Raw genomic sequence first — 24,933 nt, forward strand, 5'->3', positions numbered from 1 at the left:
TTACTTTAGGCCGGAAATACACCAGTGGATAGATAGCGATCGCCACGATCACAGACGATAAATACGATAGTAGCGTTTTCAACCTGACGTGCAATACGCAAGGCCACTACTAGGGCGCCACCCGCTGAGATACCACAAAAAATACCTTCTTCTGCAGCCAAGCGACGCGCCATGTCTTCTGCATCTGCTTGCGTTACATATTCAATATGATCTACCCTATCGCCTTGATAAATCTTCGGCAAATATTCTGGGGCCCATTTACGGATTCCTGGAATTTGAGAGCCTTCTTCGGGCTGCACGCCAATAATCTGAATGGCGGGATTCATCGACTTTAAGTAGGTTGAAACACCCGTAATAGTTCCGGTGGTCCCCATTGAAGAAACAAAATGGGTAATCTGGCCATCGGTATCACGCCAAATCTCAGGGCCGGTAGTTTCAATATGTGCCCGTGGATTATCGGGATTCGCAAATTGATCTAGCAATCTGCCACGCCCCTCTTTTTGGAGCTGCAAAGCATAATCTCTGGCAAACTCCATACCGCCAGATGCCGCTGTCAAGATGAGTTCGGCACCATAGGCGGCCATACTTTGACGTCGCTCAATACTTTGATTTTCTGGCATTACCAAAATCATTTTGTAACCCAGCATAGCTGCCGTCATAGCCAATGCAATGCCGGTATTACCACTCGTTGCTTCAATGAGAGTATCGCCAGGTTTAATTTCACCACGCTCTTGTGCGCGCATGATCATCGACAGCGCAGGTCGGTCTTTCACCGACCCGGCTGGATTATTGCCTTCTAGCTTACCTAAAATCACATTATTGCGAGTCTGATTTTCTAGACCAGGGATACGTTGCAACTGCACCAAGGGCGTATTACCGACGGTTTGTGCAATAGTTAAGTAAGAAGGTTTGCTCATGAGTCCATTTTAGCCACAAGCAGACCTACACGCGGAAGGGTTTAATTTCTGCGATCTGCTCCCGTACGCTCCGACTGATTACGAGGACTAGCCTGAGTACGTGAATTACGTCTGCCAGAGGTCCGACCCTCCTGCTTTGTCCGGCCATTCGGCTCCCGAAAAGAGCTCGGAGCTTCAATGGTTAAGCCGTTATCCACCATTTTTTCTACCGATCTCATGCCAATACCGCGCACCCGTTTTTGTAAATCATTGGCATCTTGAAAATGACCCCCATCTAAACGCTCATTAATGATTGTTTTAGCCTTGGCAGGCCCAATACCCTTAATACTCTCTAATTCTGATTGAGTAGCTGTATTGACATTAATGGGGGAAGCTACCGCACCGCCAATAGAGGCAAATGCTAAAACAGCAGAAATAGTCGCAGCTCTGATTAATTCTTTTGCGGTACCAACATTCAAATAGCGAGTCATAGATTCTCCAATAGTTAATAAAAAATCCACGAACACAAAGTGCGCGTGGATCATTTACAACGAATGGAATTGGATAGTGTTGACTTACTTGCTTGGGATACAAATTAATCAGTAAATTCTGATAAGGCACTCTATTTCTGAGTCAAAATGAATTGGGCAGCACGTTTAACAAGCTCTGGCTCAGTTTGATTAAAGCCATGGTACCCAAATGAATCACAAACATTTCCCTCAGTGATGCCTCCCTCCACTATCTCAAGTTGAGAAATATAGTTTTTAGGTCTTCCAGCAACAATATCTTTAGAGGCTGAAAGAGGGGTACCCCCGCATTGGTCCTGCAGATGATGAATTGCCTCTACGGGCAAACTGACTTCATCATTGATTGATGCGGTTCTCACAGTGCCAGCAATAACGATACCTGACAGTTTTTTTGAATCTTCATTTAACTGGTTTACAAAGTAGGTCGCCGTAGATGTGCCCATGCTATGGCCAAAAATCCAGATAGGTAAGCCAGTTTTTGTTTTATAAAAATCAACTACTTCACCTACTCTCTTGAGATGATCCTCTTCATTTCTACGATCACCTCTTCTTAGATCACCTAAGTCATATGGGGTGTCAACTAGCGTGGCATCAATCTGATATTGGGCCCATTGATCAAGGGATCGAATAAAGGTATGTTGATTGCGGGTTGAGCCATCATCCTTCAGGTGGAGCAATCCACCACCGCCGGGGAATAATAAAACCAGAGCTTTAGGATTTTGTACACCAACAAAAAGTGTCCGTGTAGGAGCATCTTGTAGATGCGGAACATCAAATACCTGCCCTTGAACGCCTAAGGTGACTTGACATAAACACAATGCCAATAAAAATCTAGCCTCCAACGATTCCCTTTAAGCCTGTATAAATTGATACCGCAGTGGTGCCTAATGCTACAACTGTGCCACCATACTCTTGAAGGCTCTTCATAAGCCCATGCACACCTTGAATAGACACCCCACCTGCAGATTGAGTTGATGCTAATTGAATAAGGGCATTCATGACGCCCGCTTGACGACGTCTCTGTTTGCTTGCATAAGCAACTCTACCAAGTAGCATTCCCGTTAAAAAACTAAATGCAATACTTACCGAATACTCTAAAACCTCTTTCCACTCAAATAAATTTTGTGGCCATACAGGTGATTTATCAACCAAACTCGTAATCCAACTCATTCCAATTACAGAAGTGATAGCCAAAAAGACAACTCCCATAAACCAAGGTAACAGTCTATGAGCATGACTCTTAAATAAGAAATATGCAAAAGGAAGTGGCAACACTATAGAAATAATTCGTAAGTAAATCATCTTGGTGTCGTATACCACGGTTATCAACCAATGTGCCAAGAGCAATAAGAGTAAAGGTACTATTAAATATAGAGTGATGTCAAAGATCCAGGTAAAAAAAGATCTTTTTTCAAGTTGATGGTTTTGCTCTTCAAGCAAATTCTCAAGCTCTGCAATTCTGAGCTCATATACTTCAGCACTTGGAATGGCAGCCAATTTATCCTCTAAATCAGCTACCTTAAGCATCATCGGCTTGAATAAATAAATATCACGACTACAAATATTGCAGACGTAAGCATCTACAGACACCTCCGAGAGACAATAGGGACAATTCATTATTTATTAACTACTAAATTTAATACCGAGTTTGTTTCACGACCTTCAGTATCTTTCACGGTCACACGAATGGTATGTGTTCCAGGCGGAACATCTGCTTTAGCAAAATCTATTCCGTTAGCTGATATAGCACTCTTGAGGCGCGGGGTTAAATCTACAAAAGGTGATTTCATATAAACCACCTTGACTGAACCGGGATCAATCTTGGCATCGCCCCGTGGCTCAAAAGTCACCTTAAAATCAAATGGGGTCATCACCGGCGTATCAGCCTCAGGCGAAGTCAACTTAATCGCTGGCCCACGGGAAATACCACGAGTAGCGAGCGTACCGGCCGCTGGCGGTAAGGCCGCTTCTTTTGCACTGATCAGGGAGGCAGCTAAACTCAGTTGGGTAGAAGCGACTAATGATGCAGCAAACAATACATGGGTTAATTTCATAAAAACCTCAAATAATTAAAATTCAGAATGCTTCATAGATAGATCTTAAATCAATCTCCAACAACCACAAAGGGAGCCCAGAACAGGGGGTGTGCATAAGCGTATTTCATATTGGCACCCTCTTTCATACCGCCTTGATCAATTTGATTTAGCATGGCCTGTCTCAAAAGCTCTGCCTTACTAGTACCTTGGGCCTTTTGTTGATTCTTGAATAGATCCGTCATCATCGTTCTAGAGGCTACTGAGTCCACTGGCCAGTTGGATACCAAGAGCGCCTTAGCACCAGCAAAGAAGAAGGCCCTACCCAAGCCAGAGACTGCTTCAGACCCAGCACCCTCCCCGGCTGCCGTATTACAAGCAGAGAGAACTACCCAGTCAGCATCTAACTTTAAGGTCAGTACTTTATCCATTGTGAGAAGGCCATCATCCTTATCTCCAGTCACGTCAGGTGAAGATAGTGCTAGCGCTGGTTGAGTCAAACCATTGAGCTCTCCAGGCACTAGACCATGGGTAGCAAACATCACTACCTTGCGATTTGATAAATCAGTAGTCATTACCTGCTTCACCGAAGCTTGTTTATGCAAGAAGATATCGCTATCACCGGCACCGATCGCTTTACCAATTTCCTCTAGCTCAAGACTGGTATCAGGCAAGCGCGGAAGTAAGGCTAGCTCCGCAGAACTCACCCCAGAAGTCTTAGGTGCGTTCCGCAAAGATAATGGAATGCCTCTAGTGGCAAGTTGAGTCGTCTTTACTTGCTTTTGTGCAGATTTTTCTTGCTCACTACTAAAGTATGGGTCACCAAAGCCAATAAAGTTTTTACGATTGGCATTACCTGCTGGCAAAGAGCGCAAGGCCGTTAATGAAATTACGGATGGTAATTGAGCAACGGCAATATCTCTAGTTAACCATGGAACTGTTTTATAGCCACTAAATGGGGTGCCACCACCTTTTGCAGGTTGAGCAGTTGGTTTAGTTACTAGCAGCGATAAAGGCAGCTGACCAAGCTCAGCGTGAGGAACAGTGAGCATCACTTTTTTACCTACAAATGCACTTTGCACAGGTGCAAGTACCTGTTGATATAGTTGATTTGCTAGCGCTACATCAAAGGGTGGAATCTCATCAATAGTTGCCACACCTGGATCTAAAGCTTTTCGTAACTGCGTCACTTCTTTAGCAACCTGAGTACGGCCAATAGATAATTGAGCAAATTGCACAGGCTTATCTTTGGTAATAGCCCAGACATAACCCACATTATCTCCAAAATACCAGGAGATGAGAACCTCATCCGGCTTCAGCGCTTTTTGGGTGCGCTCTACAGAAGCAGGTTTAGGTTCGACTAATTCCGCATAGTCAGGATACTTACGCTCAATCTCTTTTTTAAGATCCTCACGTTGAGATTTAAAGGCAGCAATATCAGTACGTATCTTAGCTTGAGCCGCAGGGAGTTGTTGCGCTGGCGGGGCAGATAATAAACCTGTTAAAAGCTCTGATAGCGTATTAATTCGTTGCTGCAAATCTTGCTCCTGCCTTGCAAGGCTTGCCAATTGGGGATCTTTAATACTTGCACGGGCTGCACTCGCAGTAAGCGCTCTTTGAACACCGCTCCCCCTTGCAATATCAGCAATCTGAAAGGCTTGTGCTGCGGCTAATTCCGCTTGAGATGGATCGGTCTTAGCCGAATGTGCCAAGGAAGCAAGGTAACTTTCCAGTAAAAAAGTCATACGTTGCTGTTGTTTGATACTAGTGGTGTCATTCTCCGAATCATTTCGAGCTTGATCGATCAAAATAGGTATAGAAGCTTTATATGCAACCTCTGCCTCCGACCATTTACCCTCAGCCTGTAAGCTGGCAGCCTCAAATGCCCGCACCATTGCAATGCGTGGAGAATTTTTATCAGCAGATAAATTAAGCCTATTAAGCATTTCGCTGGACATTGCAAATGCCTGATTAGCTTTCCCAGTCTTAAGCATAGCTAATACCCAATCTAGATCTCCAAACCGGTAACTTTTAGCCATCTCAGGATCAGTTTTAATTGCGGTAGCCATCTCCTCAAAAACTTGATTTGCCTCAACATACTTTCCGTCGGCTACAAGGGCAGAACCTAGCGACTTTTGGACTAAAGCTAAAGTATTGTTAGCTCCAGTTGCACCAGCCGCCTTTACTGTAGCTAGTGCCGCCTTAGAGAGAAGAACAGCTTCTGGATACCGTCCCTGCTCATTAACAATAATAGCGAGGCTTCGGAGACCACGAGCAACCTCAATAGAGTTAGAGCCAAAACTAGATAACGAGAGCGTAATAGACTTCCGGGCATAAAACTCTGCATCAGTTAATTTTCGCTGCTGCAATAAAACATTGGCTAAATTTAATTCTCTATTTGAAATCTGAGTGACATAAACTCGAGGGTTATTAGTGGCATCCGTAGCCGTTCTAGCTTCATCCCCGGCAACATCTATTTTAGCTGAGCTATTTTTAACTTTTTGATATTGAGCTTCCAGCAAATAAAGTGTTTTTCTAAGGGAGCGCTCACTCTCTAACCACAGCCCCTGACCTGAAAAATAAATACCTCGCGCACTTTCATATGAAGCCTCCCAAATGGGGCCGTACTCCATATAACCTCGAGACCTTTTTAAGGAGCTTAACTTGTCCTCCATTATGTCTAAGGATTTTTTGGCAGATTCAAAGTTACCTGAGTTAACATAATATCCAGTTAGCAATCTGCCCATGGTCATTTGAATTCCATCCAAATTAGGCAATGCTGACAATTGATAAGCTTGAGCCTTCTGAATGAGAGTGATCGCCTTTGATACTTGCCCAACAGAATTTTCTAATACACTTAGATTGATTAAGTCATTAATATACAGTCGTGGATTCGTGGATGGGTATTGACTGACTGCTATCTCTAGATTTTTAAGAGCCTCGCTAGTATTTCCAAGATCCTCATACGCTATCGAACGTCTGGTATAAAAATGATTTAAGACTTCATTATCCTGTGATGGCGGCACAGAGGTAGATACTATTTTTTTTGCTCGATCGACAACTGCTTGATCAGGTTTCGTTTGCTCAACCAACCTAAGAATATCCTTTACATCTCTTGGTGGCGCCTTAACATTTTCAAAATCCACCTCATCTTTACCTGACACTGCGAATGATGAATTTGTAAACAAGGTTATGCTGCAACACAGCATAAATAATGGAATTAACGAAAGCTTGCGCATAGAAATCCCCTAGTTTTTATAAGCAATATAGTAGCCTATAAAGATTATGGCAATCATTGGTAAAGACGCTACCAAGTCTTAAAAATTAGCTCCCATGAAAAGGATGCTGATTGATAGCCTAAAAGGGATTGGCCAAGAAACCAGAATTAGCCTCTAACCACTCAATATAACGACCTACGCCCTGCTCAATATTCAGGAAGGGTTCTGTGTAGCCTGCAGCACGCAGTTTGGTGAGATCTGCTTGAGTGAAGCACTGATACTTCCCTTTGAGCGCTTCTGGAAATGGAATGTACTCAATGGCTTTTTCTTTAACCAATTCTTGTAGGGTGGCTGGTTGCGCTTTATCAAGTTTGCGCATTGCATTAGCAACTGCATGTGCCACATCATTAAATGGCTGAGCACGGCCACTACCTAAATTAAAGATGCCGCTGATTTCTGGATGGTCTAAGAAAAAGAGATTTACTTTGACAACATCCTCTATCGAGACAAAGTCACGGCATTGTTCGCCAGCAGCATAGCCACCATATTCACCAAATAATTTGACATGGCCGTTAGCCTTGTACTGGTGATATTGGTGAAAGGCAACCGATGCCATACGCCCTTTATGCGATTCGCGTGGACCATACACATTAAAGTAACGGAAACCAACAACTTGTGCAGTATTGGCTTTTTCAGCAAAGCGCTGACGCATCACTTGATCAAATAGAAACTTAGAGTAGCCGTAAATGTTGAGCGGCTTCTCATGCTCACGACTCTCTACAAATACATCTGAACCACCATAGGTAGCAGCAGAAGATGCATAGAGAAGTTGTACTTTTTGTGCTGTACAGATATCAAGCAAATCCATGGTGTAGCGATAGTTGTTCGCCATCATGAAAATACCATCGGTCTCCATTGTGTCTGAGCATGCACCTTCATGGAACACTGCTTTTACTTTACCGAATTTGCCACTTCTAAAGGCTTCCAGAAATTCTTCTTTATCGAGGTAGTCAATGATGTCTAGGTCGGCAAGATTGCGATACTTATCTGCAGGACGTAAATCATCTACAGCGATAATATTTTTCTCACCACGGGCATTGAGTGCCTGCACAATGTTTGCACCAATAAAACCCGCAGCACCAGTTACGATAATAGTCACTGTAGCTCCTCTGAAGTAACAGTTGCAGTACCCAGTTTACCAACCACAATGCCGCCTGCGCGGTTGGCCAGTGCCATGGCTTTTTCTAATGGCCACTTCGCAGCCAAAGCTACAGCCAATGTCGCAATAACCGTATCACCAGCACCTGATACATCAAACACTTCACGAGCTTGGGCCTTAACATGGCTTACACCCGCTTCGGTATAAAGACTCATCCCCTCTTCTGAGCGGGTCAGTAGGAGGGCTTCTAGATTTAATAATTTTCGAAGGTCTTGGGCCCTCTTAGTAAGGTCTTCTTCACTAGTCCAACTTCCGACTACTTGGCGTAATTCGCTACGGTTGGGGGTTAAGACAGTGGCACCACGATACTTTTCATAATCTTCACCTTTAGGGTCAACGAGGATCACTTTATTCTGCGCTCTTGCTTGCTCAATCATATGAGCTACTTGCCCTAAGGCGCCTTTGCCGTAATCAGACAGAACGACTACGTCAGCATTGCCAACTAATTTCTCAAAACGCTCTAACTTATGGGCTAAGGCTTTTTCACTGGGAGCCTCTTCGAAATCTAAACGGATTAATTGCTGTTGGCGTGCAATGACGCGTAATTTCACAATCGTTGGCGCATCACTATCAATTTCTAATTGACTATCTACGCCGCTAGATTTAAGGAGATCAATAACCCGCTTCCCAGGTTCATCGTCGCCAACAATACCCAAAATAGTTGTATTAGCCCCTAATGCAGCAACGTTACGTGCAACGTTAGCTGCTCCGCCCAGACGCTCATCAATCTTTCCCACCTGAACCACCGGCACTGGTGCCTCTGGAGAAATCCGATGGGTATCACCAAACCAATAGCGATCAAGCATGACATCGCCAACCACTAGTAGGCGTGTTTTAGAAAACTGGTCTCGGCTCGCTTTTTCCATAGGACTATTTTTATATTGATTTAATTATGTCGCCCAATACCGTAGTACTCAATTCCCAATTCTTTCATAGATCCTGGCTCATAGAGGTTACGGCCATCAAAAATGATTGGATGGGTCAATTTTTGCATTACTTGATCAAAGTCTGGGCTACGGAACGCTTTCCACTCGGTCACTATCACCAAGGCATCACATCCATTGAGGGCCGCCATAGGGTCATCGACCATGGATACCTTTTTCAAGCCTTCTGGATTGGCTAAAAAGTCCTGCTCAAGGCAATGCTTTGCTTCGGTCATCGCTACAGGATCATGGGCAACGATACTAGCACCGCGCTTAACTAGTTCCTGAATAATGACTCGGCTCGGGGCTTCCCGCATATCGTCGGTATTGGGTTTAAATGCCAAACCCCACAGCGCAAATTTCTTATTCGATAAGTCTGCACCAAAGCGCTTTTCAATCTTTTCTACCAGAATGTACTTTTGTAGCTCATTTACCGCTTCCACAGCATTCAAGATCTTGAGATCTCTGCCGTGCTCCATTGCAGTTTTAGATAAAGCCGAAACATCCTTCGGAAAGCAAGAGCCACCATAGCCAGTACCTGGATATAAAAAGCCAAAACCAATACGAGAATCTGAACCAATACCTTGACGAACAGCTTCAATATCTGCACCTACCAAATCAGCAAGATTTGCTAGTTCGTTCATAAAGGAGATACGGGTCGCGAGCATTGCATTAGCCGCATATTTTGTGAGCTCCGCACTTTTGACATCCATGTAATAAGTACGCTCATGATGACGATTAAATGGGGCATAGAGTTTGCGCATTTGCTCTTTAGCACGCAGACCCGCTGGCGTACTTTCAGTGCCAATCACAATGCGATCTGGACGCATAAAGTCTTCAACTGCTGCACCCTCCTTTAAGAACTCAGGATTAGAGACCACGGAACATAAGTCAGTTGGTAGATTTCTTTTTTGGAGCTCTTCAGTAATGGCGGCAGATACCCTATCTGCAGTTCCTACCGGTACCGTAGATTTATCGACAATGACTTTAGGGGTAGATGCATGGCGGCCAATATTGCGAGCAGCAGCAACGACATATTGCAAATCAGCTGAACCATCTTCATCTGGTGGAGTACCAACCGCAATAAATTGAATATCGCCATGCGCTACAGAAGCAGCAATATCAGTAGAGAATTGCAAACGACCAGCGGCACGATTGCGCTCGATCATTTCTTTTAAGCCTGGTTCGTAAATAGGAACGCCACCAGAATTGAGGATCTCAATTTTTTTAGGATCCAGGTCTAAACAAAAAACATGATTACCCTGCTCTGCAAGACATGCCCCAGTAACTAAACCTACATAACCGCTACCAATAATAGTGACTTTCAATTTATCTCCAAACTATATTTCTGTCTAAACCATCATTACACGATAGCTTGATGACGATTTAATTAATTTACATTGAGGGACCGCTAGGTGCCACTCCCTCACTTCTTCTGGGAGAGTATGCCTCCCAATTATTACATCCAGGACACTGCCAATAAAACCGACGAGCACGGAAGCCACAATTGCCACAAGTATATCGAGCTAAACTGGTAGTTCGTTGGCGCAAGAGCAGCAAAATAGATTGCAACTCCGAAAGTCTTTCTGGGTTAGCGCTACCCTCTTCCAAAGCCAGTCGTGTTTCTGCCAATTTAGATAAAGCACTTAAGCTAGGGGAGTGTTGCATCACATCAGCCAACATGATATTAGCGGCCTGTGGGCCCCGAATTTTCATGACCTGTTTATGAACGATGTCGAGTAATTCGCCAGATGCCTGGGTTGTCAATAAAGCGTACAGGCGATCTAATCCCTCATCTGATTTATTCACTGCGGCATGAGCTAGCATCCAGCGATCGGCCAAAAGATGCATATACGCTGGATGAGATACGGCAATCAAAGACCAGGCTTCAATTGCTTGAGCTGGGCGATCCATTGCCATCAAATAGTCACCCTGCAAAATTAAAGCGCGGGCGTGATTGGGAACTGCTTGTAAGGCGCGTTGAATCGATTGCTCTGCTTCAATTAAATCCTTGCGACGCAAAGCCTCTTGAGCAAGCTCACAATGAAATTGGGCAATCTCAGTATGGTGGGGCTTGCCTTGTAAGCTCTCGAGCTCACGGGCGGCAATAATGGCTTTTTTCCAGTCACGCTCGACTTGATACATCTCCAACAGACTTTCTTTGGCAGGAACTGCATACTTACCTTCACCTACGCGATTCAAAGAAGCTTCGGCACGATCCAATAATCCCGCACGCAAAAAGTCGCGGCCCAGTTCATAAGCGGCGTGATCACGATCGCGTGGCTTTAAATCATCACGATTCGCTAAATGCTGATGCACCCGAATAGCCCGCTCGGTTTCACCGCGCCGACGGAATAAGTTACCTAATGAAAAATGAAGTTCGATCGTTTCTGGATCTAGTTGCGCAATTTTGACTAGTGTCTCAATGGCTTGATCTGGCTGCTCGTTTAATAAGAGGCTTAAACCTTTGAATGTTGACCGCTGTTGCTGCATGCGCTCACGTTCATCCATCCGGTTTTCAAGGCGCAAATCCCAACGGGATGCCAACCACCCAATGCCAAACATAACGGGGATCAGCAAAAGCCAAGATGTCGATATCTGAATCATCGCTTACAGAGTCTAAATAAAAAAATGGCCCGAATGGACCACTGAGGATGAGCCTGAATACTAGGCACCAGAACCCTCTTTGGGTCCCACCTGCTTCAATGGCTTGTAATCTACGCGCTCACGCAATTCTTTACCGGGTTTAAAGTGTGGCACCCGTTTTTCTGGAATCAAAACCTTATCACCTGACTTTGGATTACGTCCGGTACGCGCAGGACGATGATGAAGTACAAAACTTCCTACGCCACGCAACTCGATACGCTTACCCTCGGCTAATGCCTGAGTCATGGTGTCCAGCAAAGTTTTTACCGCCAACTCCACGTCCCTTGGTAAAAGCTGCGGAAACTGTTCCGCGAGGCTCTCCACTAGTTCGGAGCGGGTGATTGCTTGTTGCTCTTGATCTGTCATGATCTATCAATAAAAACCGCCGCTCTCCAGATGGAAAGCGGCGATATTGATTTAGCCTTGATTGTCCATTTTTGCTTTTAACAAAGCGCCTAAATTGGTAGTGCCAGACTGCGCATCACCTTGGAGCTTGCTCATTGCATCTTGTTGATCAGAACTATCCTTTGCTTTAATTGAAAGATTGATGGCACGTGACTTACGATCGATATTAATGATCATTGCAGTAACGCTATCGCCTTCTTTTAATACATTACGTGCATCTTCAACCCGATCAGTTGAGATTTCAGAAGCGCGCAAGTAAGCTTCAACTTCATCAGCCAAGTGAATCGTTGCACCTTTAGCATCAACACTCTTCACAGTACCGGTTACAAGGCTACCCTTGTCGCTTACGGATGTGTAATTATTGAATGGGTCACCAGACAATTGCTTGATACCAAGAGAGATACGCTCTTTCTCAACGTCAATTGCCAAAACGGTAGCTTCAACCTCATCACCTTTTTTGTATTTCTTAACAGCTTCTTCACCTGGTTCATTCCAAGAGATATCAGAGAGATGAACTAAGCCGTCGATGCCACCAGGCAAACCAATGAACACACCAAAGTCGGTAATCGACTTGATTGCGCCAGAAAGTGTGTCGCCTTTTTGTTGTGAACGTGAAAATTCTTCCCATGGATTTGCTTTGCACTGCTTGATGCCCAAGCTAATACGGCGCTTGTCTTCATCAATATCCAGAACCATGACTTCAACTTCAGTTCCCAATGCAGTCGCTTTACTTGGAGCAACGTTCTTGTTAGTCCAATCCATTTCGGAAACGTGAACCAAACCTTCGATACCCGACTCAATTTCAACGAAAGCGCCGTAGTCAGTCAAGTTGGTTACCTTACCGAATAAACGGGTGTTTGGTGGGTAACGACGTGCGATACCAACCCATGGATCATCACCAAGCTGTTTCACGCCAAGTGAAACACGGTTCTTCTCTTGATCAAACTTCAAAATCTTCGCGGTAACTTCTTGGCCAACAGTCAACATCTCGCTTGGGTGACGTACACGACGCCACGCCAAATCGGTAATGTGCAAGAGACCATCGATACCACCGAGGTCAACGAACGCGCCGTAATCAGTGATGTTCTTAACCAGGCCAGTAACAACTGCACCTTCTTTGAGGTTAGACATCAACTTCGCACGCTCTTCACCTTGGCTAGCTTCAACTACCGCACGACGTGACAACACGACGTTGTTACGCTTACGGTCAAGCTTGATAACCTTGAACTCCATAGTCTTACCTTCGTAAGGACTAGTGTCTTTAATAGGACGGGTATCAACGAGTGATCCAGGCAAGAATGCGCGGATCCCGTTCACCATCACAGTCAAGCCACCTTTAACCTTACCAGTAACAGTACCGGTAACGATCTCAGCTTGCTCGAGTGCTTTTTCCAGGTTCATCCATGATGCCAAGCGTTTCGCTTTATCACGGGAGAGGATGGTGTCACCATAGCCGTTCTCAAGAGCATCAATAGCAACAGAAACGAAATCGCCAGGCGCTACTTCAATCTCGCCAGCGTCGTTATGGAATTCTTCAACAGGAATAAACGCTTCAGACTTTAAGCCGGCGTTAACAACGACGAAGTTATGGTCGATGCGAAGAACTTCAGCCGAAATAACTTGGCCGGTCTTCATATTCGAGCGGGTTAATGATTCTTCAAATAATTCTGCAAATGATTCAGACATGTGTATTCACTTTGTGCCGCCAGAAGGCCCGACGGGTTAGGTTAAAAAAGCCTTAAAGAAACACGCTAATGAAATGATCGCGTTGTGGAGTTTCTTAAGACGCCAAAAGTACTTCTACTACTAACTACTTACTACTTACAAAACTAAAGAATCTCAGATTGATACCAATCTAAAACTGTTTTTACTGCTTGATCTATCGATAAATCTGATGTTTCAAGCACTTTTGCACCATCTGCAATTAAGAGGGGCGCGGTACCTCGACTACTGTCTCTGACATCTCGCTCCTGCAAATCTTGCAATAAGTCAGAAAGTTTAGCAGAAATTCCCTTAGCTATCAATTGCTTATAGCGACGTTCTGCTCTGGCAGCAGCGGTTGCGGTCAAAAAAACCTTCAAAACTGCGTCTGGAAAGATGATGCTGGCCATATCTCGACCATCAGCAACCAGACCCGGAGATTGGCAAAAACTGCGTTGTAGGCATACTAAAGCGGATCGAAGCTCGGGATGCACTGCCAAGGTAGAGGCCCTCAGGCCAATGTTTTCAGTGCGGATCGCCTCTGTGACATCCTCTCCATCCAGTAAAACCTGACTATTTTTGAATGAAATCAGTAATTTAGGAACTAAAAGACCCAATTCATGGCCATTTTTGACATCAATTCCACGTTTCTCACTAGCCAGAGCCACTAAACGATAGAGTGCCCCACTATCCAAGTAATGAAAACCTAATTTTTCTGCCACTAAAGATGCAACCGTACCTTTGCCTGAGGCAGTTGGACCATCAATGGCAATGACGGGAAATGGACTCATGAAGTGGATTGTGAGTTAACTGACTACTTTCGCAAATTCAGCGAAGTAAGTTGGAAAAGTTTTGGCTACGCAATGCGGTTCGTTAATTTTTAAAGCATGTGGACCAAAAGCCGCCAGAGAGAAACACATTGCCATGCGATGGTCATCGTAAGTATCAATACCATCGCTTGGTGATTTCCAATCCCCTTGTGCTGGCGCATTCACCACAATGTAGTCGGCACCCTCTTCAACGGTCGCGCCAACTTTTCTTAATTCACTTGCCATGGCAGCAATACGATCGGTTTCTTTAACGCGCCAGCTCGCAATATTGTTCAAACGAGTAGGGCCTTCTGCAAATAATGCAGCAACTGCAAGTGTCATCGCTGCATCTGGTATCTCAGTGCAATCGATCGTAATGCCATTTAATCTTCCGCTCGCATTTTTGACACCAGCTACTTCAATCCAATCCTCACCCGCAGTAATGTTGGCTCCCATCAAGGCAAGTGCATCAGCGAATGCTACATCGCCTTGAATGCTGTCACTACCAACACCCAGCACGCGCACAGGGCCGCCACCGATAGCACCTAAAGCCAAGAAATAAGAGGCAGAAGATGCATCTCCTTCAACAGATAGCTGGCCAGGACTCTTGTAAACGGCACCTACTGTTTTTGCGGGAATCACAAATGATTGTGAATCTGGACAAGTCACATTAATACCAAAGCGCGCCATGAGTTTTAGGGTGATATCAATGTACGGACGTGAAATCAGTTCACCAAGTACTTCAATTCGAACAGGTTCGCTTGCCACTAAAGGTAAAGCCATGAGTAGTGCGGTTAAAAATTGGCTAGATACATCACCACGTACCTTAACAACATCTTTAATTTGAATATCCGCCGCTGAGATCTTAATGGGGGGATAACCATCTTGCAATTCGTAATCAATCTTGGCACCTACTTGACGCAAGCCATCTACTAAATCTCGTATGGGTCTTTCATGCATGCGTGGCACACCTGATAAACGATAGTTGCCACCTTGCATGGCGAGCGCTGCAGTTAAAGGGCGTATAGCAGTGCCAGCATTACCCATCAACAAATCTGCTTCACGCACTGGAAATTGGCCGCCGCAACCTTCGACTGTGCAAATATGGTTTGCCTGATCAGTGACTGATAAGCCCAATTGACGCAGGGCATTACGCATGATCTGAGTGTCATCAGCATCTAATAAGTTCTTGAGTATCGTAGTGCCAGAAGCAAGTGCTGCCAGTAACAGCGCGCGATTAGAAATACTTTTAGATCCCGGTAAAACAATCGAGCCCTGGGCTCGCTTGAATGGTCCAATCGTAATATCTGGCAAACCACTCATCAAATCACATCCAAATCTTGACGCGCTTTAGATGCCTTATTGAATAATTTCTCTAAACCGGCGCCATCGTTTTCTGCAATCAATTTACGCATGTGATTAACGATTAATAAATACCGGTCTAACTCTTTGAGAATGGCAGTGTGATTTCCCAAGCAAATATCACGCCACATCTCTGGACTAGATGCAGCAATACGGGTGAAGTCTTTAAAGCCAGCCCCCACATGATCTAATTTTTGATCAGCATCTTCTGAATTCACGACACTTGCCATCAATGCATAAGAAAGCAGATGGGGTAGATGGGATACAGCAGCATAAATCGCATCGTGTTGCACACTACCAATCTTTTTCACGGTTGAACCGACTGACTCCCAAAAGCCTATGATCAAGGCCGTATCTTCAGGAGAATTTTCTTGTAAAGGACAAACGATCGTTTGTTTTCCTTGAAATAAATCTGCCTTTGCAGCACTGGCTCCATGTTGAGCACCACCCGCAATTGGATGCGCGGGCACAAACTGACATGCCTTTTTACCTAAGACTTCTTTGGCAGCCAAGATGACATCACCTTTGGTACTACCCGCATCGGTGATCATTGTTTTGGGTTCAAGATATGGCTCTATCACTTCAAAGGCAGTGCGCATTTGAGCTACAGGCGTGCACAGTACGATCACATCAGACTGCTTAGCAGCCTCAACTAAATCCACCACGCCATCAATCGCACCGATCTTTTGCGCTAACTCTAGATTTTCTTTGCTGCGACCGACACCTAAGACTTTAGTTACCACGCCCGCCTGCTTGAGCGCTAAACCTAAAGATGCACCAATCAGGCCAACACCAACGATAGTGACAGTGCCATAATTGCTTGCAGGATTAATGATGGTCATAAGTAATTTTGCTGTTTATTTCGTTATTTATTTCGTTGTTTATTTCGACGTTTATTTTTATTGTTGAACCAAGATTTCTTTTAAAGCAGCAATGAACGCAGCATTTTCTTCTGGCAAACCAATAGAAATGCGCAGCCACTGCGGCAACCCATAATTGCCAACTGGACGAACAATAATGCCGCGCTTGAGCAACTCGAGATTAATCCGCACACCCGCTTGATCATCATCGCCCACTTTGACTAAGACAAAGTTTCCAGCAGATGGTAAATACTGCAGCCCAAATTGTTCAAATGCTTTAGTCAGCTGTTCGTATCCAGCACGATTGAGATCAAAACCTTGCTGCAAAAATACTTTGTCTTGAAACGCCGCAATAGCTGCAGCTTGAGCCAAGCTATTGACATTGAAGGGCTGACGAATGCGATTCAGTAAATCGGTTAGGTGGGGTTGAGCAACGCCATACCCAATCCGCAGTCCAGCCAGGCCATAGGCTTTAGAGAAGCTGCGCGACAGGATCATATTCGGAAAGCGCTTAACCCAAGCAATCGCGTCATAACGCTGTGCAGGGGTGAGGTATTCGTTATAGGCTTCATCCAGCACGACCACCACATGGGGTGGGATTGCTATTAAGAAATCTTCAATCTCTTTTGCACTCAAATAACTACCGGTTGGGTTATTCGGATTGGCTACGAAAACCAATTTGGCTTTATCGCCAGCGGCTTTAACTGCAACCAACATTGCAGGCAAGTCATGGCCATAAGCAGCAGTTGCAGATACTTCTACCGCTTTAGCACCAACAGCTTGAGTAGCAAGTGGATAGACAGCAAAAGCATGTTTAGAGAAGATCACTTCATCGCCTGCTTGTGCCACGGCGCGGGCTGCCAACTCTAAGATGTCATTACTGCCGTTACCCAAAGTAATCCAGTCGCTTGGTACACCCAAAGAGGTAGACAAGACATTCTTTAATTCAAAGCCATTGGAATCTGGATAGCGACCTAGATCACTCGCCGCTTTAAGCATGGCCTCTTGTGCGGACTTCGGCATTCCAAGGGGGTTCTCATTGGAAGCCAGCTTCACAATTTTGCTTTCATCCAAGCCATACTCGCGCGCTACCTCACTAATGGGACGACCCCCAACATAAGGTGCAATGGCATGAATGTGTTTTAAACCAATCTTAGAAGTCATTCCGAGTCTTACTAGGCTGAATGAGGATAAGAACCCAGGTTCTTATAGAAAGCTGCAGTTTCTTTAAGCTCTTCTAAAGCCTGCACTACCTTAGGATCATCTGCATGACCAGCAATATCAATATAGAAGTGATACTCCCAAGTGCCCTTACGTGCAGGACGAGATTCGAAACGATTCATGGATACACCATGTTTTGCTAAAGGTGCAAGCAAGCGATGTACCGCACCAGGCTGATTGTCAACCGACAAGACTAAGGAGGTTTGATCTTTACCAGTTGACTGACATTCATAGTTGCCAACGATCACAAAACGCGTACGGTTATGAGGGTCATCATGAATCTGTACTGCTACGGCTTGCAAGCCATAGGTTTCTTGTGCAGGCTCTCCAGCAATTGCAGCTAAGGTAGGATCACTTGCAGCTAAGCGAGCAGCTTCAGCATTACTGCTAACCGCTTGACGCTGCAACTGTGGTGTGTGCTCACTTAACCATTGCTGGCACTGCGCTAAAGCTTGGGCATGCGCGCAAACCGTTGTTACGCCTTCTAGACTACCGCTCTTAGTAAGGAGGTGGTGATGTATCGGCAACACCACTTCACCACTAATGTGCATTGGTGAATCCAATAACAAATCTAAGGTTCGAGAAATTGCGCCCTCGCTAGAATTCTCAACCGGCACCACACCAAATTGCGCAGCACCCTTCTCTACCGATTTAAAGACTTCATCAATACTGGTGCAGGCTAAGCCGGAGATTGAATGTCCAAAAAAAGTTTGTGCTGCTTGCTCAGAAAAAGTGCCTGCTGGGCCGAGATAAGCAATTGTTTGACGAGCTTCTAAAGCTCTACAGGCAGACATCACCTCGCGCCAGATAGCAGCAATACCATCGGGCAATAAAGGACCCTCATTGATTTCTTGTAAGCGAGCAACAACCTGACGCTCACGCTCAGGACGAAAGACTGGGGAAGAGAAACCGCCTTTGACATGCCCTACTTCTTGCGCCGCTTTAGCGCGCTGCGTCAGCAAATCTAACATTGCTGCGTCCAATGCATCAATTTTTTCTCGCAGGGGGGCTAAGCGCTGTTCTTCAGTACCCATTAAGCCCGCCTTTCAAAATCACGCATAAACTCAACTAAGGCTTTAACGCCTTCCAATGGCATCGCGTTATAAATACTTGCACGCATGCCGCCCGCGGCTTTATGACCCCGTAGCGCAACCAAGCCAGCCGCAGACGATTGAGTCAAAAACTCTGCATTCAGGTTCTCATCTTTTAGGAAGAAAGTCACGTTCATGCGTGAGCGGCAAGCTTTTGTGACGCGATTTTCATACAAACTACTTTGATCTAAGAAGTTATAGAGTAAATCAGCCTTTTCTTGATTACGCTGTTCCATCACCTTCACGCCGCCTTGCTTGAGTAACCACTTAAATCCTAAGCCGGCCATGTAAATCGAGAAAGTGGGGGGTGTATTGATCATGGACTGGGTTCCAGCCTGTATAGACCAGTCCCAAATCGTTGGCGTAATGCCCATGCTGTGGCCAATTAAATCCTTGCGCACAATCACAATCGTCACGCCCGATGGACCGAGATTTTTCTGAGCGCCACCGAACCAAACGCCACACTGATTGATATCCATCTCCTTAGAGAGAATATTGCTAGAAATATCTGCTACCAAGGGTACATCACCAACATCGGGGATATCTGGAAACTCAACACCACCGATAGTTTCATTCGCGCAGTAGAGCACATAGGCAGCATCATTTGATAACTGCCAAGATGATCGCGCGGGAATGGTATTAAACTTTTCAGCAGCAGACGAGGCTACTAAGTTGACTGCGCCATATTTCTGCGCTTCTTTATAGGATTTTTCTGACCAGACTCCAGTAACGATGTAATCCGCCTTAGGACCATTCTTAGCCAGTGGCATGAGATTCATTGGAATCGCTGCGTTCTGCCCTAAGCCACCACCTTGTAAGAGCAGAATTTCATAAGTGTCAGGGATGCTCATCAAGGTGCGTAAATCCTGTATCACCTCTTCATATACTTCCATGAAGTCTTTACTGCGATGACTGATTTCCATCACGCTAGTTCCAAGCCCGCGCCAGTTCAGCATTTCATCGGCGGCCTGCTGCAACACAGCTTCAGGTAAGGTTGCAGGCCCCGCAGCGAAATTAAAGATGCGGCGGTCGAAGCTCATCGTGTTAACTAATCGAGTGATGACGCCTTAAGCGTCACCCGCCGCATCAGAATTAGAATCGGTTGCTGGATCTGCAGATTCATCACCCTCTTCAGCATCATCAGTGCCCTCATCATCAGAATCACTTTCAGCAATACGCTGTAGACCTGACAATCGAGTACCTTCATCTACGTTGATCAAAGTCACGCCTTGAGTAGCGCGGCCCATCTCCCGAATTTCAGAAACGCGCGTGCGCACCAAGATGCCACCTGTGGTGATCAACATAATTTGATCTTCAGGAGAGACCAATGAAGCAGCGACTACTTTACCGTTGCGTTCTGTAGTCTGAATGGCAATCATGCCCTTAGTGCCACGCCCATGACGGGTGTATTCAGCGATTGGAGTGCGTTTACCAAAACCATTTTCAGTCGCAGTGAGAACGCTGCTTGGAACAGCCATACCATTCTCATCGACGACTGCTGCTTCAGCACCTTCTGCAGCCTCAGCTGGAGCTACCAACATCGCAATGACTTGATGACCTACACCCAAGTTCATACCACGTACACCACGTGCCGTACGACCCATTGGGCGAACATCATTCTCATCAAAGCGCACTGCTTTACCAGCGTCGGAGAACAACATCACATCATGTTGGCCGTCAGTAATCGCTGCACCTACCAAGAAATCGCTCTCATTTAAGTCCACCGCAATAATGCCGGCCTTACGTGGGTTAGAGAAGTCTGATAAACGCGTTTTCTTCACTGTTCCAAGGCTAGTTGCCATAAAGACGTAATGATCATCTTGATAGCCCTTAATTGGGAGAATGACCGTAATTTTTTCGCCTTCGATCAACGGGAACATATTGACTATTGGCTTGCCGCGTGAGGTACGACTTCCTTGCGGAACTTCCCATACTTTGAGCCAATACATGCGACCACGATCGGAGAAACACAAAATAATGTCATGCGTATTTGCTACAAAGAGTGTGTCAAACCAATCTTCATTCTTCGTTGCGGCTGCCTGTTTGCCACGTCCACCGCGCTTTTGCGCACGATATTCACTTAATGGCTGGCTCTTCATATAACCCGTATTGGAAAGAGTCACCACCATATCTTGTGGCGTAATCAAGTCTTCCGTAAAGAGTTCAGTTGCATTCATCTCAATGAATGAACGTCGACCAGAATCGCCACCAGCAACGCCAAACTCAGCTTGAACTTCTTTTAACTCAGATTCAATCACAGAGGTCACACGCTCTGGCTTAGCTAATAAGTCCAGCAAGTCAGAAATTTCGGACATCACTTCTTTGTACTCACTCACAATCTTGTCTTGCTCAAGACCAGTCAAGCGCTGTAAACGCATCTGCAAAATTTCTTGCGCTTGACTATCTGATAGGCGATACAAACCGGAAGTTTGCATACCGTATTCAGGTAACAAACCTTCTGGACGGTAGGCATTACGACCGCCAGGCGTATCGGTCTCTGCGCGCGCCAACATCTCGCGCACCATTGAAGAGTCCCACGCTTTACTCATCAACTCTTGCTTTGCAATGACTGGATTCGCTGCTGCTTTAATAGTGGCAATGAATTCATCGATATTCGCTAATGCCACTGCTAAGCCTTCTAATACGTGACCACGATCACGCGCTTTGCGCAATTCAAAAATCGTTCGACGCGTTACTACTTCGCGACGATGCTGCAAGAAGTACTCCAGCATTTGTTTCAAGTTCAACAAGCGTGGCTGGTTGTCTACCAATGCCACCATATTCATGCCGAAGTTATCTTGTAGCTGAGTACTCTTATATAAATTATTGAGAACCACTTCAGGCACTTCGCCACGTTTGAGCTCAATCACAACCCGCATACCGGATTTATCCGACTCATCCCGTAAATCAGAAATACCTTCGACTTTTTTCTCATTCACCAGTTCGGCAATGCGCTCGAGCAAGTTCTTTTTATTCACTTGATACGGCAATTCATCAACGATGATGGCCTGACGAGCGCCTTTATCGATATCTTCGAAGTGAGTCTTCGCTCTCATTACCACACGGCCACGACCTGTGCGATAGCCCTCACGAACCCCTTGAACACCGTAAATAATGCCGGCGGTAGGAAAATCCGGGGCTGGGATGATCTCAATCAGCTCGTCAATCGTACATTCTGGGTTGTGGAGCACATGTAGACAGGCCGTAATCACCTCATCCAGGTTATGCGGGGGAATATTGGTCGCCATGCCTACCGCAATGCCTGAGCTACCGTTAATTAGCAAATTAGGCACTTTTGCGGGAAGAATCAGGGGTTCTTTCTCACTACCATCGTAATTTGGCCCAAAATCAACGGTTTCCTTGTCCAAATCAGCCAAAAGCTCATGGGCGATCTTGCGCAGGCGGATCTCGGTATAGCGCATAGCAGCTGCGTTATCGCCGTCTACAGAGCCAAAATTGCCCTGCCCGTCAACCAGCATATAGCGCAGGGAGAAATCCTGAGCCATACGAACGATCGTGTCATACACCGCAGAATCACCGTGCGGATGGTATTTACCGATTACATCGCCAACTATACGGGCAGATTTTTTGTAAGCTCGGTTCCAATCGTTGTTTAATTCATACATAGCGAATAAGACCCGGCGGTGAACCGGTTTGAGGCCGTCACGCACGTCTGGCAGGGCTCTGCCGACGATGACGCTCATTGCGTAGTCCAAATAGGACCGCCGCATTTCGTCTTCGAGGGATATTGGTAGTGTTTCTTTAGCGGCTTGTTCCATCTAGAAATAATATCATTTTGATGACGGGTGGCCCCTATGCTAAGATTCTGTCAGTTTGTACGAAATTGAGATGTGTCGCTTTGCAGTTTTTTGCATCAAGGTAGGGCGAACTACATTTAAGTTTGACTTTAATTAAAAAAGAGATTTTTGAGGACGAAAAATGAACAAAACCCTGAAAGTGTTGCTCGCTTCTGTTATTACCGTTTCTGCTTCTGCAGCGATGGCTTCTGATAACTGGCAAAACGGCGACGGCGCCCTAAACTGGAAAAACGGCGACGGCACATTGTGCTGGCGTGATAACAACTGGACACCTGCAACAGCCGCTAAGGGTTGTGATGGTGCTTTAGTTCCTGCTGCTGCTCCTGCTGCTGGCGTTAGCCAAAGCAAGATCACTTTGCAAGCTGACACACTTTATGACTTTGACAAAGCTACATTGAAGCCAGAAGGAATGGCTACTTTGGACAAGATCGCTAGAGATTTGAGCAAGATCAAGTTAGAAGTCATTATTGCTGTTGGAAACACGGATAGCATTGGTACTGATGCATACAACATGGCCCTCGGTCAGCGTCGTGCACAGTCCGTTAAAGCTTACTTAGTAAGCAAAGGTGTTGACGGTAGCCGTATCTACACAGAATCAAAAGGCAAGAGCAATCCAGTTGCAAGCAATGCAACTGCTGAAGGCCGCGCTAAGAACCGCCGTACCGACATCGAAGTTGTTGGTACAGCAGCTAAGTAATTCACCTTACTTGTAAAAAAGCCCGCCTCGTGCGGGCTTTTTTATTTCCGCTATATTCGTAGATTCCTTTATCAGCTCTCCTGAAAACCTTGCGACCATGAACGTAGACCAATCTGAAATCGACAAATTTAGCGCCCTAGCCCATCGCTGGTGGGATCCCAATAGTGAATTCAAACCACTACATGCAATCAATCCCTTGCGTCTGAACTGGATCAAAACCTTCGTTAATCTAGAAGGCAAGAAAGTGCTTGATATTGGCTGTGGTGGCGGCATTCTGGCTGAATCAATTGCGCAATCCGGCGCTGATACCACTGGCATTGATTTATCCGAGAAAGCACTCAAAGTTGCTGAGTTACATGCCTTAGAAGTAGGTGCTAGCCTCACTTACCGCGCGATCTCTGCTGAAGCGCTAGCCGATGAACAGCCAGAACAATACGACGTAGTGACTTGTATGGAGATGCTGGAGCACGTTCCTGATCCAGCTTCGGTGGTTAGGGCCTGCGCCAAACTCTGCAAGCCTGGTGGCACACTCTTTTTTAGCACTTTGAATCGCAATCCTAAGTCCTACTTATTTGCCATTATTGGCGCAGAGTACATTCTTAAACTACTCCCAAAAGGCACTCACGAATACGCTAAATTTATTAAACCGTCTGAACTCCTTGCCTTTACTCGCCATGCAGGACTGGAGATGTTGGGTATGAAAGGTTTAAGTTATAACCCCCTCACTCAGGTTTATAGCCTCAGCGCCGATGTAGATGTGAATTACATGATTGCAGTTCGCAAGTAAGTGAAAGCGCAAATCAAAGCATGAGTAATTTAACAAGCCCCTATCACGGGATCTTTTTTGATTTAGATGGCACATTAGTCGATACCGCACCGGATTTAGTAGCGGCAATCAATCAATTGCTTGTAGCGCGTAATTTATCTCCAAAGCCATATGAATTTCTGCGGCCTTATGCGTCCGCAGGAGCGCGTGGCTTACTCGAAGGCGCGTTTGGTATCGGCACCGATCACCCGGATTTCATTCCTTTGCGGGATGAGTTCTACAGTAATTATGAAAAAGCATTGTTTGTAAATAGCAAACTATTTGATGGCATGGATCATCTACTAAATCAAATGGATGAAGCCAAACTCCCTTGGGGAATTATTACCAATAAGAGTGAGCGCTTTACAAACCCCCTGACGGATCTCATGGGACTGCGTCAGAGGGCTATTTCTACAGTATCCGGTGACACGACACCGCACTCAAAGCCACATCCAGAACCCCTTTTGCATGCTGCCAGAGTGGCCAATATCGATCCCACGAAGTCTATCTACGTAGGTGACGACCTTAGAGACATTGTTGCAGGGAAAGCTGCAGGCATGCTAACCGTTGCAGCTAGTTATGGTTACTGTGGCTGCAAAGAGCATCCTGAGGCCTGGGGGGCTGATTTCCTCATTAATAAACCCCTTGATTTGCTGCAAATCATCTTTCCCAATAAGGGATAAGCCAAAAGATATTGGGCAA

Annotated in this window: 21 protein-coding genes and 1 pseudogene; 3 read left to right on the forward strand and 19 right to left on the reverse strand. The window is 45.6% G+C overall.

Annotation, left to right across the window (positions count from 1 at the left end; all coding sequences use genetic code 11):
• Positions 1-5: 5 nt before the first annotated feature.
• The 19 genes and pseudogenes from cysM to gyrA form a co-directional block, all read right to left on the reverse strand.
• Positions 6-917 (reverse strand): cysteine synthase CysM, encoded by a 912-nt coding sequence (gene cysM, locus ICN45_RS03600; RefSeq protein ID WP_216173253.1) that lies wholly within the window; start codon positions 915-917, stop codon positions 6-8.
• A 41-nt stretch (positions 918-958) separates the two neighbouring features.
• The gene (locus tag ICN45_RS03605; protein ID WP_216173256.1) at positions 959-1,387 is read right to left on the reverse strand and encodes a ComEA family DNA-binding protein; all 429 of its coding nucleotides are present in this window, start codon (positions 1,385-1,387) and stop codon (positions 959-961) included.
• A 131-nt stretch (positions 1,388-1,518) separates the two neighbouring features.
• Positions 1,519-2,247 carry a lipase/acyltransferase domain-containing protein gene (locus ICN45_RS03610; RefSeq protein ID WP_216173259.1) on the reverse strand — a complete coding sequence of 243 codons (729 nt, stop codon included), beginning with the start codon at positions 2,245-2,247 and terminating at the stop codon, positions 1,519-1,521.
• A gap of 7 nt (positions 2,248-2,254) precedes the next feature.
• On the reverse strand, positions 2,255-3,040 hold the full coding sequence (locus ICN45_RS03615; protein ID WP_216173261.1) for a hypothetical protein: 786 nt from the start codon (positions 3,038-3,040) through the stop codon (positions 2,255-2,257).
• Positions 3,040-3,477: a hypothetical protein gene (locus ICN45_RS03620; RefSeq protein WP_216173264.1), complete on the reverse strand. Its 438-nt coding sequence runs from the start codon at positions 3,475-3,477 to the stop codon at positions 3,040-3,042. Before ICN45_RS03620 ends, ICN45_RS03615 begins: the two co-directional genes overlap by 1 nt.
• A gap of 50 nt (positions 3,478-3,527) precedes the next feature.
• Positions 3,528-6,695, reverse strand: coding sequence for a CHAT domain-containing protein (locus ICN45_RS03625; protein WP_216173265.1), 3,168 nt, complete (start codon positions 6,693-6,695; stop codon positions 3,528-3,530).
• A 118-nt stretch (positions 6,696-6,813) separates the two neighbouring features.
• Positions 6,814-7,833, reverse strand: a complete 1,020-nt coding sequence (gene rfaD, locus ICN45_RS03630) for an ADP-glyceromanno-heptose 6-epimerase (RefSeq protein WP_216173267.1) — start codon at positions 7,831-7,833, stop codon at positions 6,814-6,816.
• Positions 7,830-8,759 (reverse strand): D-glycero-beta-D-manno-heptose-7-phosphate kinase, encoded by a 930-nt coding sequence (rfaE1, locus tag ICN45_RS03635; RefSeq protein WP_216173269.1) that lies wholly within the window; start codon positions 8,757-8,759, stop codon positions 7,830-7,832. The genes rfaD and rfaE1 overlap by 4 nt, the downstream gene beginning before the upstream one ends.
• Before the next feature lie 20 nt (positions 8,760-8,779).
• Positions 8,780-10,144, reverse strand: coding sequence for a UDP-glucose dehydrogenase family protein (locus ICN45_RS03640; protein ID WP_216173271.1), 1,365 nt, complete (start codon positions 10,142-10,144; stop codon positions 8,780-8,782).
• Positions 10,145-10,211: 67 nt separating this feature from the next.
• The gene (gene lapB / locus ICN45_RS03645) at positions 10,212-11,423 is read right to left on the reverse strand and encodes a lipopolysaccharide assembly protein LapB (protein WP_216173274.1); all 1,212 of its coding nucleotides are present in this window, start codon (positions 11,421-11,423) and stop codon (positions 10,212-10,214) included.
• Positions 11,424-11,489: 66 nt separating this feature from the next.
• Positions 11,490-11,828, reverse strand: a pseudogene (locus ICN45_RS03650) (integration host factor subunit beta); the annotation flags it as partial.
• Between the two features lie 51 nt (positions 11,829-11,879).
• A complete protein-coding gene (gene rpsA, locus ICN45_RS03655) occupies positions 11,880-13,553 on the reverse strand; it encodes a 30S ribosomal protein S1 (RefSeq protein WP_216173279.1) in 1,674 nt (557 codons plus the stop codon).
• A gap of 143 nt (positions 13,554-13,696) precedes the next feature.
• Positions 13,697-14,359: a (d)CMP kinase gene (gene cmk / locus ICN45_RS03660; RefSeq protein ID WP_216173282.1), complete on the reverse strand. Its 663-nt coding sequence runs from the start codon at positions 14,357-14,359 to the stop codon at positions 13,697-13,699.
• 15 nt (positions 14,360-14,374) lie between these two features.
• The gene (gene aroA / locus ICN45_RS03665; RefSeq protein ID WP_216175616.1) at positions 14,375-15,691 is read right to left on the reverse strand and encodes a 3-phosphoshikimate 1-carboxyvinyltransferase; all 1,317 of its coding nucleotides are present in this window, start codon (positions 15,689-15,691) and stop codon (positions 14,375-14,377) included.
• 8 nt (positions 15,692-15,699) lie between these two features.
• The gene (locus ICN45_RS03670) at positions 15,700-16,581 is read right to left on the reverse strand and encodes a prephenate dehydrogenase (protein ID WP_216173285.1); all 882 of its coding nucleotides are present in this window, start codon (positions 16,579-16,581) and stop codon (positions 15,700-15,702) included.
• A gap of 57 nt (positions 16,582-16,638) precedes the next feature.
• On the reverse strand, positions 16,639-17,763 hold the full coding sequence (gene hisC, locus ICN45_RS03675) for a histidinol-phosphate transaminase (RefSeq protein WP_216173288.1): 1,125 nt from the start codon (positions 17,761-17,763) through the stop codon (positions 16,639-16,641).
• Between the two features lie 11 nt (positions 17,764-17,774).
• The gene (pheA, locus tag ICN45_RS03680) at positions 17,775-18,854 is read right to left on the reverse strand and encodes a prephenate dehydratase (protein WP_216173291.1); all 1,080 of its coding nucleotides are present in this window, start codon (positions 18,852-18,854) and stop codon (positions 17,775-17,777) included.
• Positions 18,854-19,951: a 3-phosphoserine/phosphohydroxythreonine transaminase gene (serC, locus tag ICN45_RS03685; protein ID WP_216173295.1), complete on the reverse strand. Its 1,098-nt coding sequence runs from the start codon at positions 19,949-19,951 to the stop codon at positions 18,854-18,856. The genes pheA and serC overlap by 1 nt, the downstream gene beginning before the upstream one ends.
• A 27-nt stretch (positions 19,952-19,978) precedes the next feature.
• Positions 19,979-22,690, reverse strand: coding sequence for a DNA gyrase subunit A (gene gyrA / locus ICN45_RS03690; protein WP_216173298.1), 2,712 nt, complete (start codon positions 22,688-22,690; stop codon positions 19,979-19,981).
• Positions 22,691-22,850: 160 nt separating this feature from the next.
• Here gyrA and ompA point away from each other — a divergent pair, with 160 nt between their 5' ends.
• The 3 genes from ompA (at position 22,851) to ICN45_RS03705 (ending at position 24,914) form a co-directional block, all read left to right on the forward strand.
• The gene (gene ompA, locus ICN45_RS03695) at positions 22,851-23,426 is read left to right on the forward strand and encodes an outer membrane protein OmpA (RefSeq protein WP_216173301.1); all 576 of its coding nucleotides are present in this window, start codon (positions 22,851-22,853) and stop codon (positions 23,424-23,426) included.
• Positions 23,427-23,523: 97 nt separating this feature from the next.
• Positions 23,524-24,213: a bifunctional 2-polyprenyl-6-hydroxyphenol methylase/3-demethylubiquinol 3-O-methyltransferase UbiG gene (gene ubiG / locus ICN45_RS03700; protein ID WP_216173304.1), complete on the forward strand. Its 690-nt coding sequence runs from the start codon at positions 23,524-23,526 to the stop codon at positions 24,211-24,213.
• A gap of 20 nt (positions 24,214-24,233) precedes the next feature.
• Positions 24,234-24,914 carry an HAD family hydrolase gene (locus tag ICN45_RS03705; protein WP_216173307.1) on the forward strand — a complete coding sequence of 227 codons (681 nt, stop codon included), beginning with the start codon at positions 24,234-24,236 and terminating at the stop codon, positions 24,912-24,914.
• Positions 24,915-24,933 lie beyond the last annotated feature (19 nt).

It is taken from the genome of Polynucleobacter alcilacus (assembly GCF_018881545.1).
Classification (GTDB): Bacteria; Pseudomonadota; Gammaproteobacteria; order Burkholderiales; family Burkholderiaceae; genus Polynucleobacter; species Polynucleobacter alcilacus.

Excerpts from the sequence above, each read along its gene's own strand:
- ubiG (WP_216173304.1), top strand. The coding sequence starts at position 23,524 with ATGAACGTAGACCAATCTGAAATCGACAAATTTAGCGCCCTAGCCCAT.
- ICN45_RS03615 (WP_216173261.1), bottom strand. The coding sequence starts at position 3,040 with ATGAATTGTCCCTATTGTCTCTCGGAGGTGTCTGTAGATGCTTACGTC.
- rfaE1 (WP_216173269.1), bottom strand. The coding sequence starts at position 8,759 with ATGGAAAAAGCGAGCCGAGACCAGTTTTCTAAAACACGCCTACTAGTG.
- gyrA (WP_216173298.1), bottom strand. The coding sequence starts at position 22,690 with ATGGAACAAGCCGCTAAAGAAACACTACCAATATCCCTCGAAGACGAA.
- hisC (WP_216173288.1), bottom strand. The coding sequence starts at position 17,763 with ATGACTTCTAAGATTGGTTTAAAACACATTCATGCCATTGCACCTTAT.
- ompA (WP_216173301.1), top strand. The coding sequence starts at position 22,851 with ATGAACAAAACCCTGAAAGTGTTGCTCGCTTCTGTTATTACCGTTTCT.
- ICN45_RS03670 (WP_216173285.1), bottom strand. The coding sequence starts at position 16,581 with ATGACCATCATTAATCCTGCAAGCAATTATGGCACTGTCACTATCGTT.
- serC (WP_216173295.1), bottom strand. The coding sequence starts at position 19,951 with ATGAGCTTCGACCGCCGCATCTTTAATTTCGCTGCGGGGCCTGCAACC.
- ICN45_RS03620 (WP_216173264.1), bottom strand. The coding sequence starts at position 3,477 with ATGAAATTAACCCATGTATTGTTTGCTGCATCATTAGTCGCTTCTACC.
- cmk (WP_216173282.1), bottom strand. The coding sequence starts at position 14,359 with ATGAGTCCATTTCCCGTCATTGCCATTGATGGTCCAACTGCCTCAGGC.
- rpsA (WP_216173279.1), bottom strand. The coding sequence starts at position 13,553 with ATGTCTGAATCATTTGCAGAATTATTTGAAGAATCATTAACCCGCTCG.
- pheA (WP_216173291.1), bottom strand. The coding sequence starts at position 18,854 with ATGGGTACTGAAGAACAGCGCTTAGCCCCCCTGCGAGAAAAAATTGAT.
- ICN45_RS03625 (WP_216173265.1), bottom strand. The coding sequence starts at position 6,695 with ATGCGCAAGCTTTCGTTAATTCCATTATTTATGCTGTGTTGCAGCATA.
- ICN45_RS03605 (WP_216173256.1), bottom strand. The coding sequence starts at position 1,387 with ATGACTCGCTATTTGAATGTTGGTACCGCAAAAGAATTAATCAGAGCT.
- ICN45_RS03705 (WP_216173307.1), top strand. The coding sequence starts at position 24,234 with ATGAGTAATTTAACAAGCCCCTATCACGGGATCTTTTTTGATTTAGAT.
- lapB (WP_216173274.1), bottom strand. The coding sequence starts at position 11,423 with ATGATTCAGATATCGACATCTTGGCTTTTGCTGATCCCCGTTATGTTT.
- cysM (WP_216173253.1), bottom strand. The coding sequence starts at position 917 with ATGAGCAAACCTTCTTACTTAACTATTGCACAAACCGTCGGTAATACG.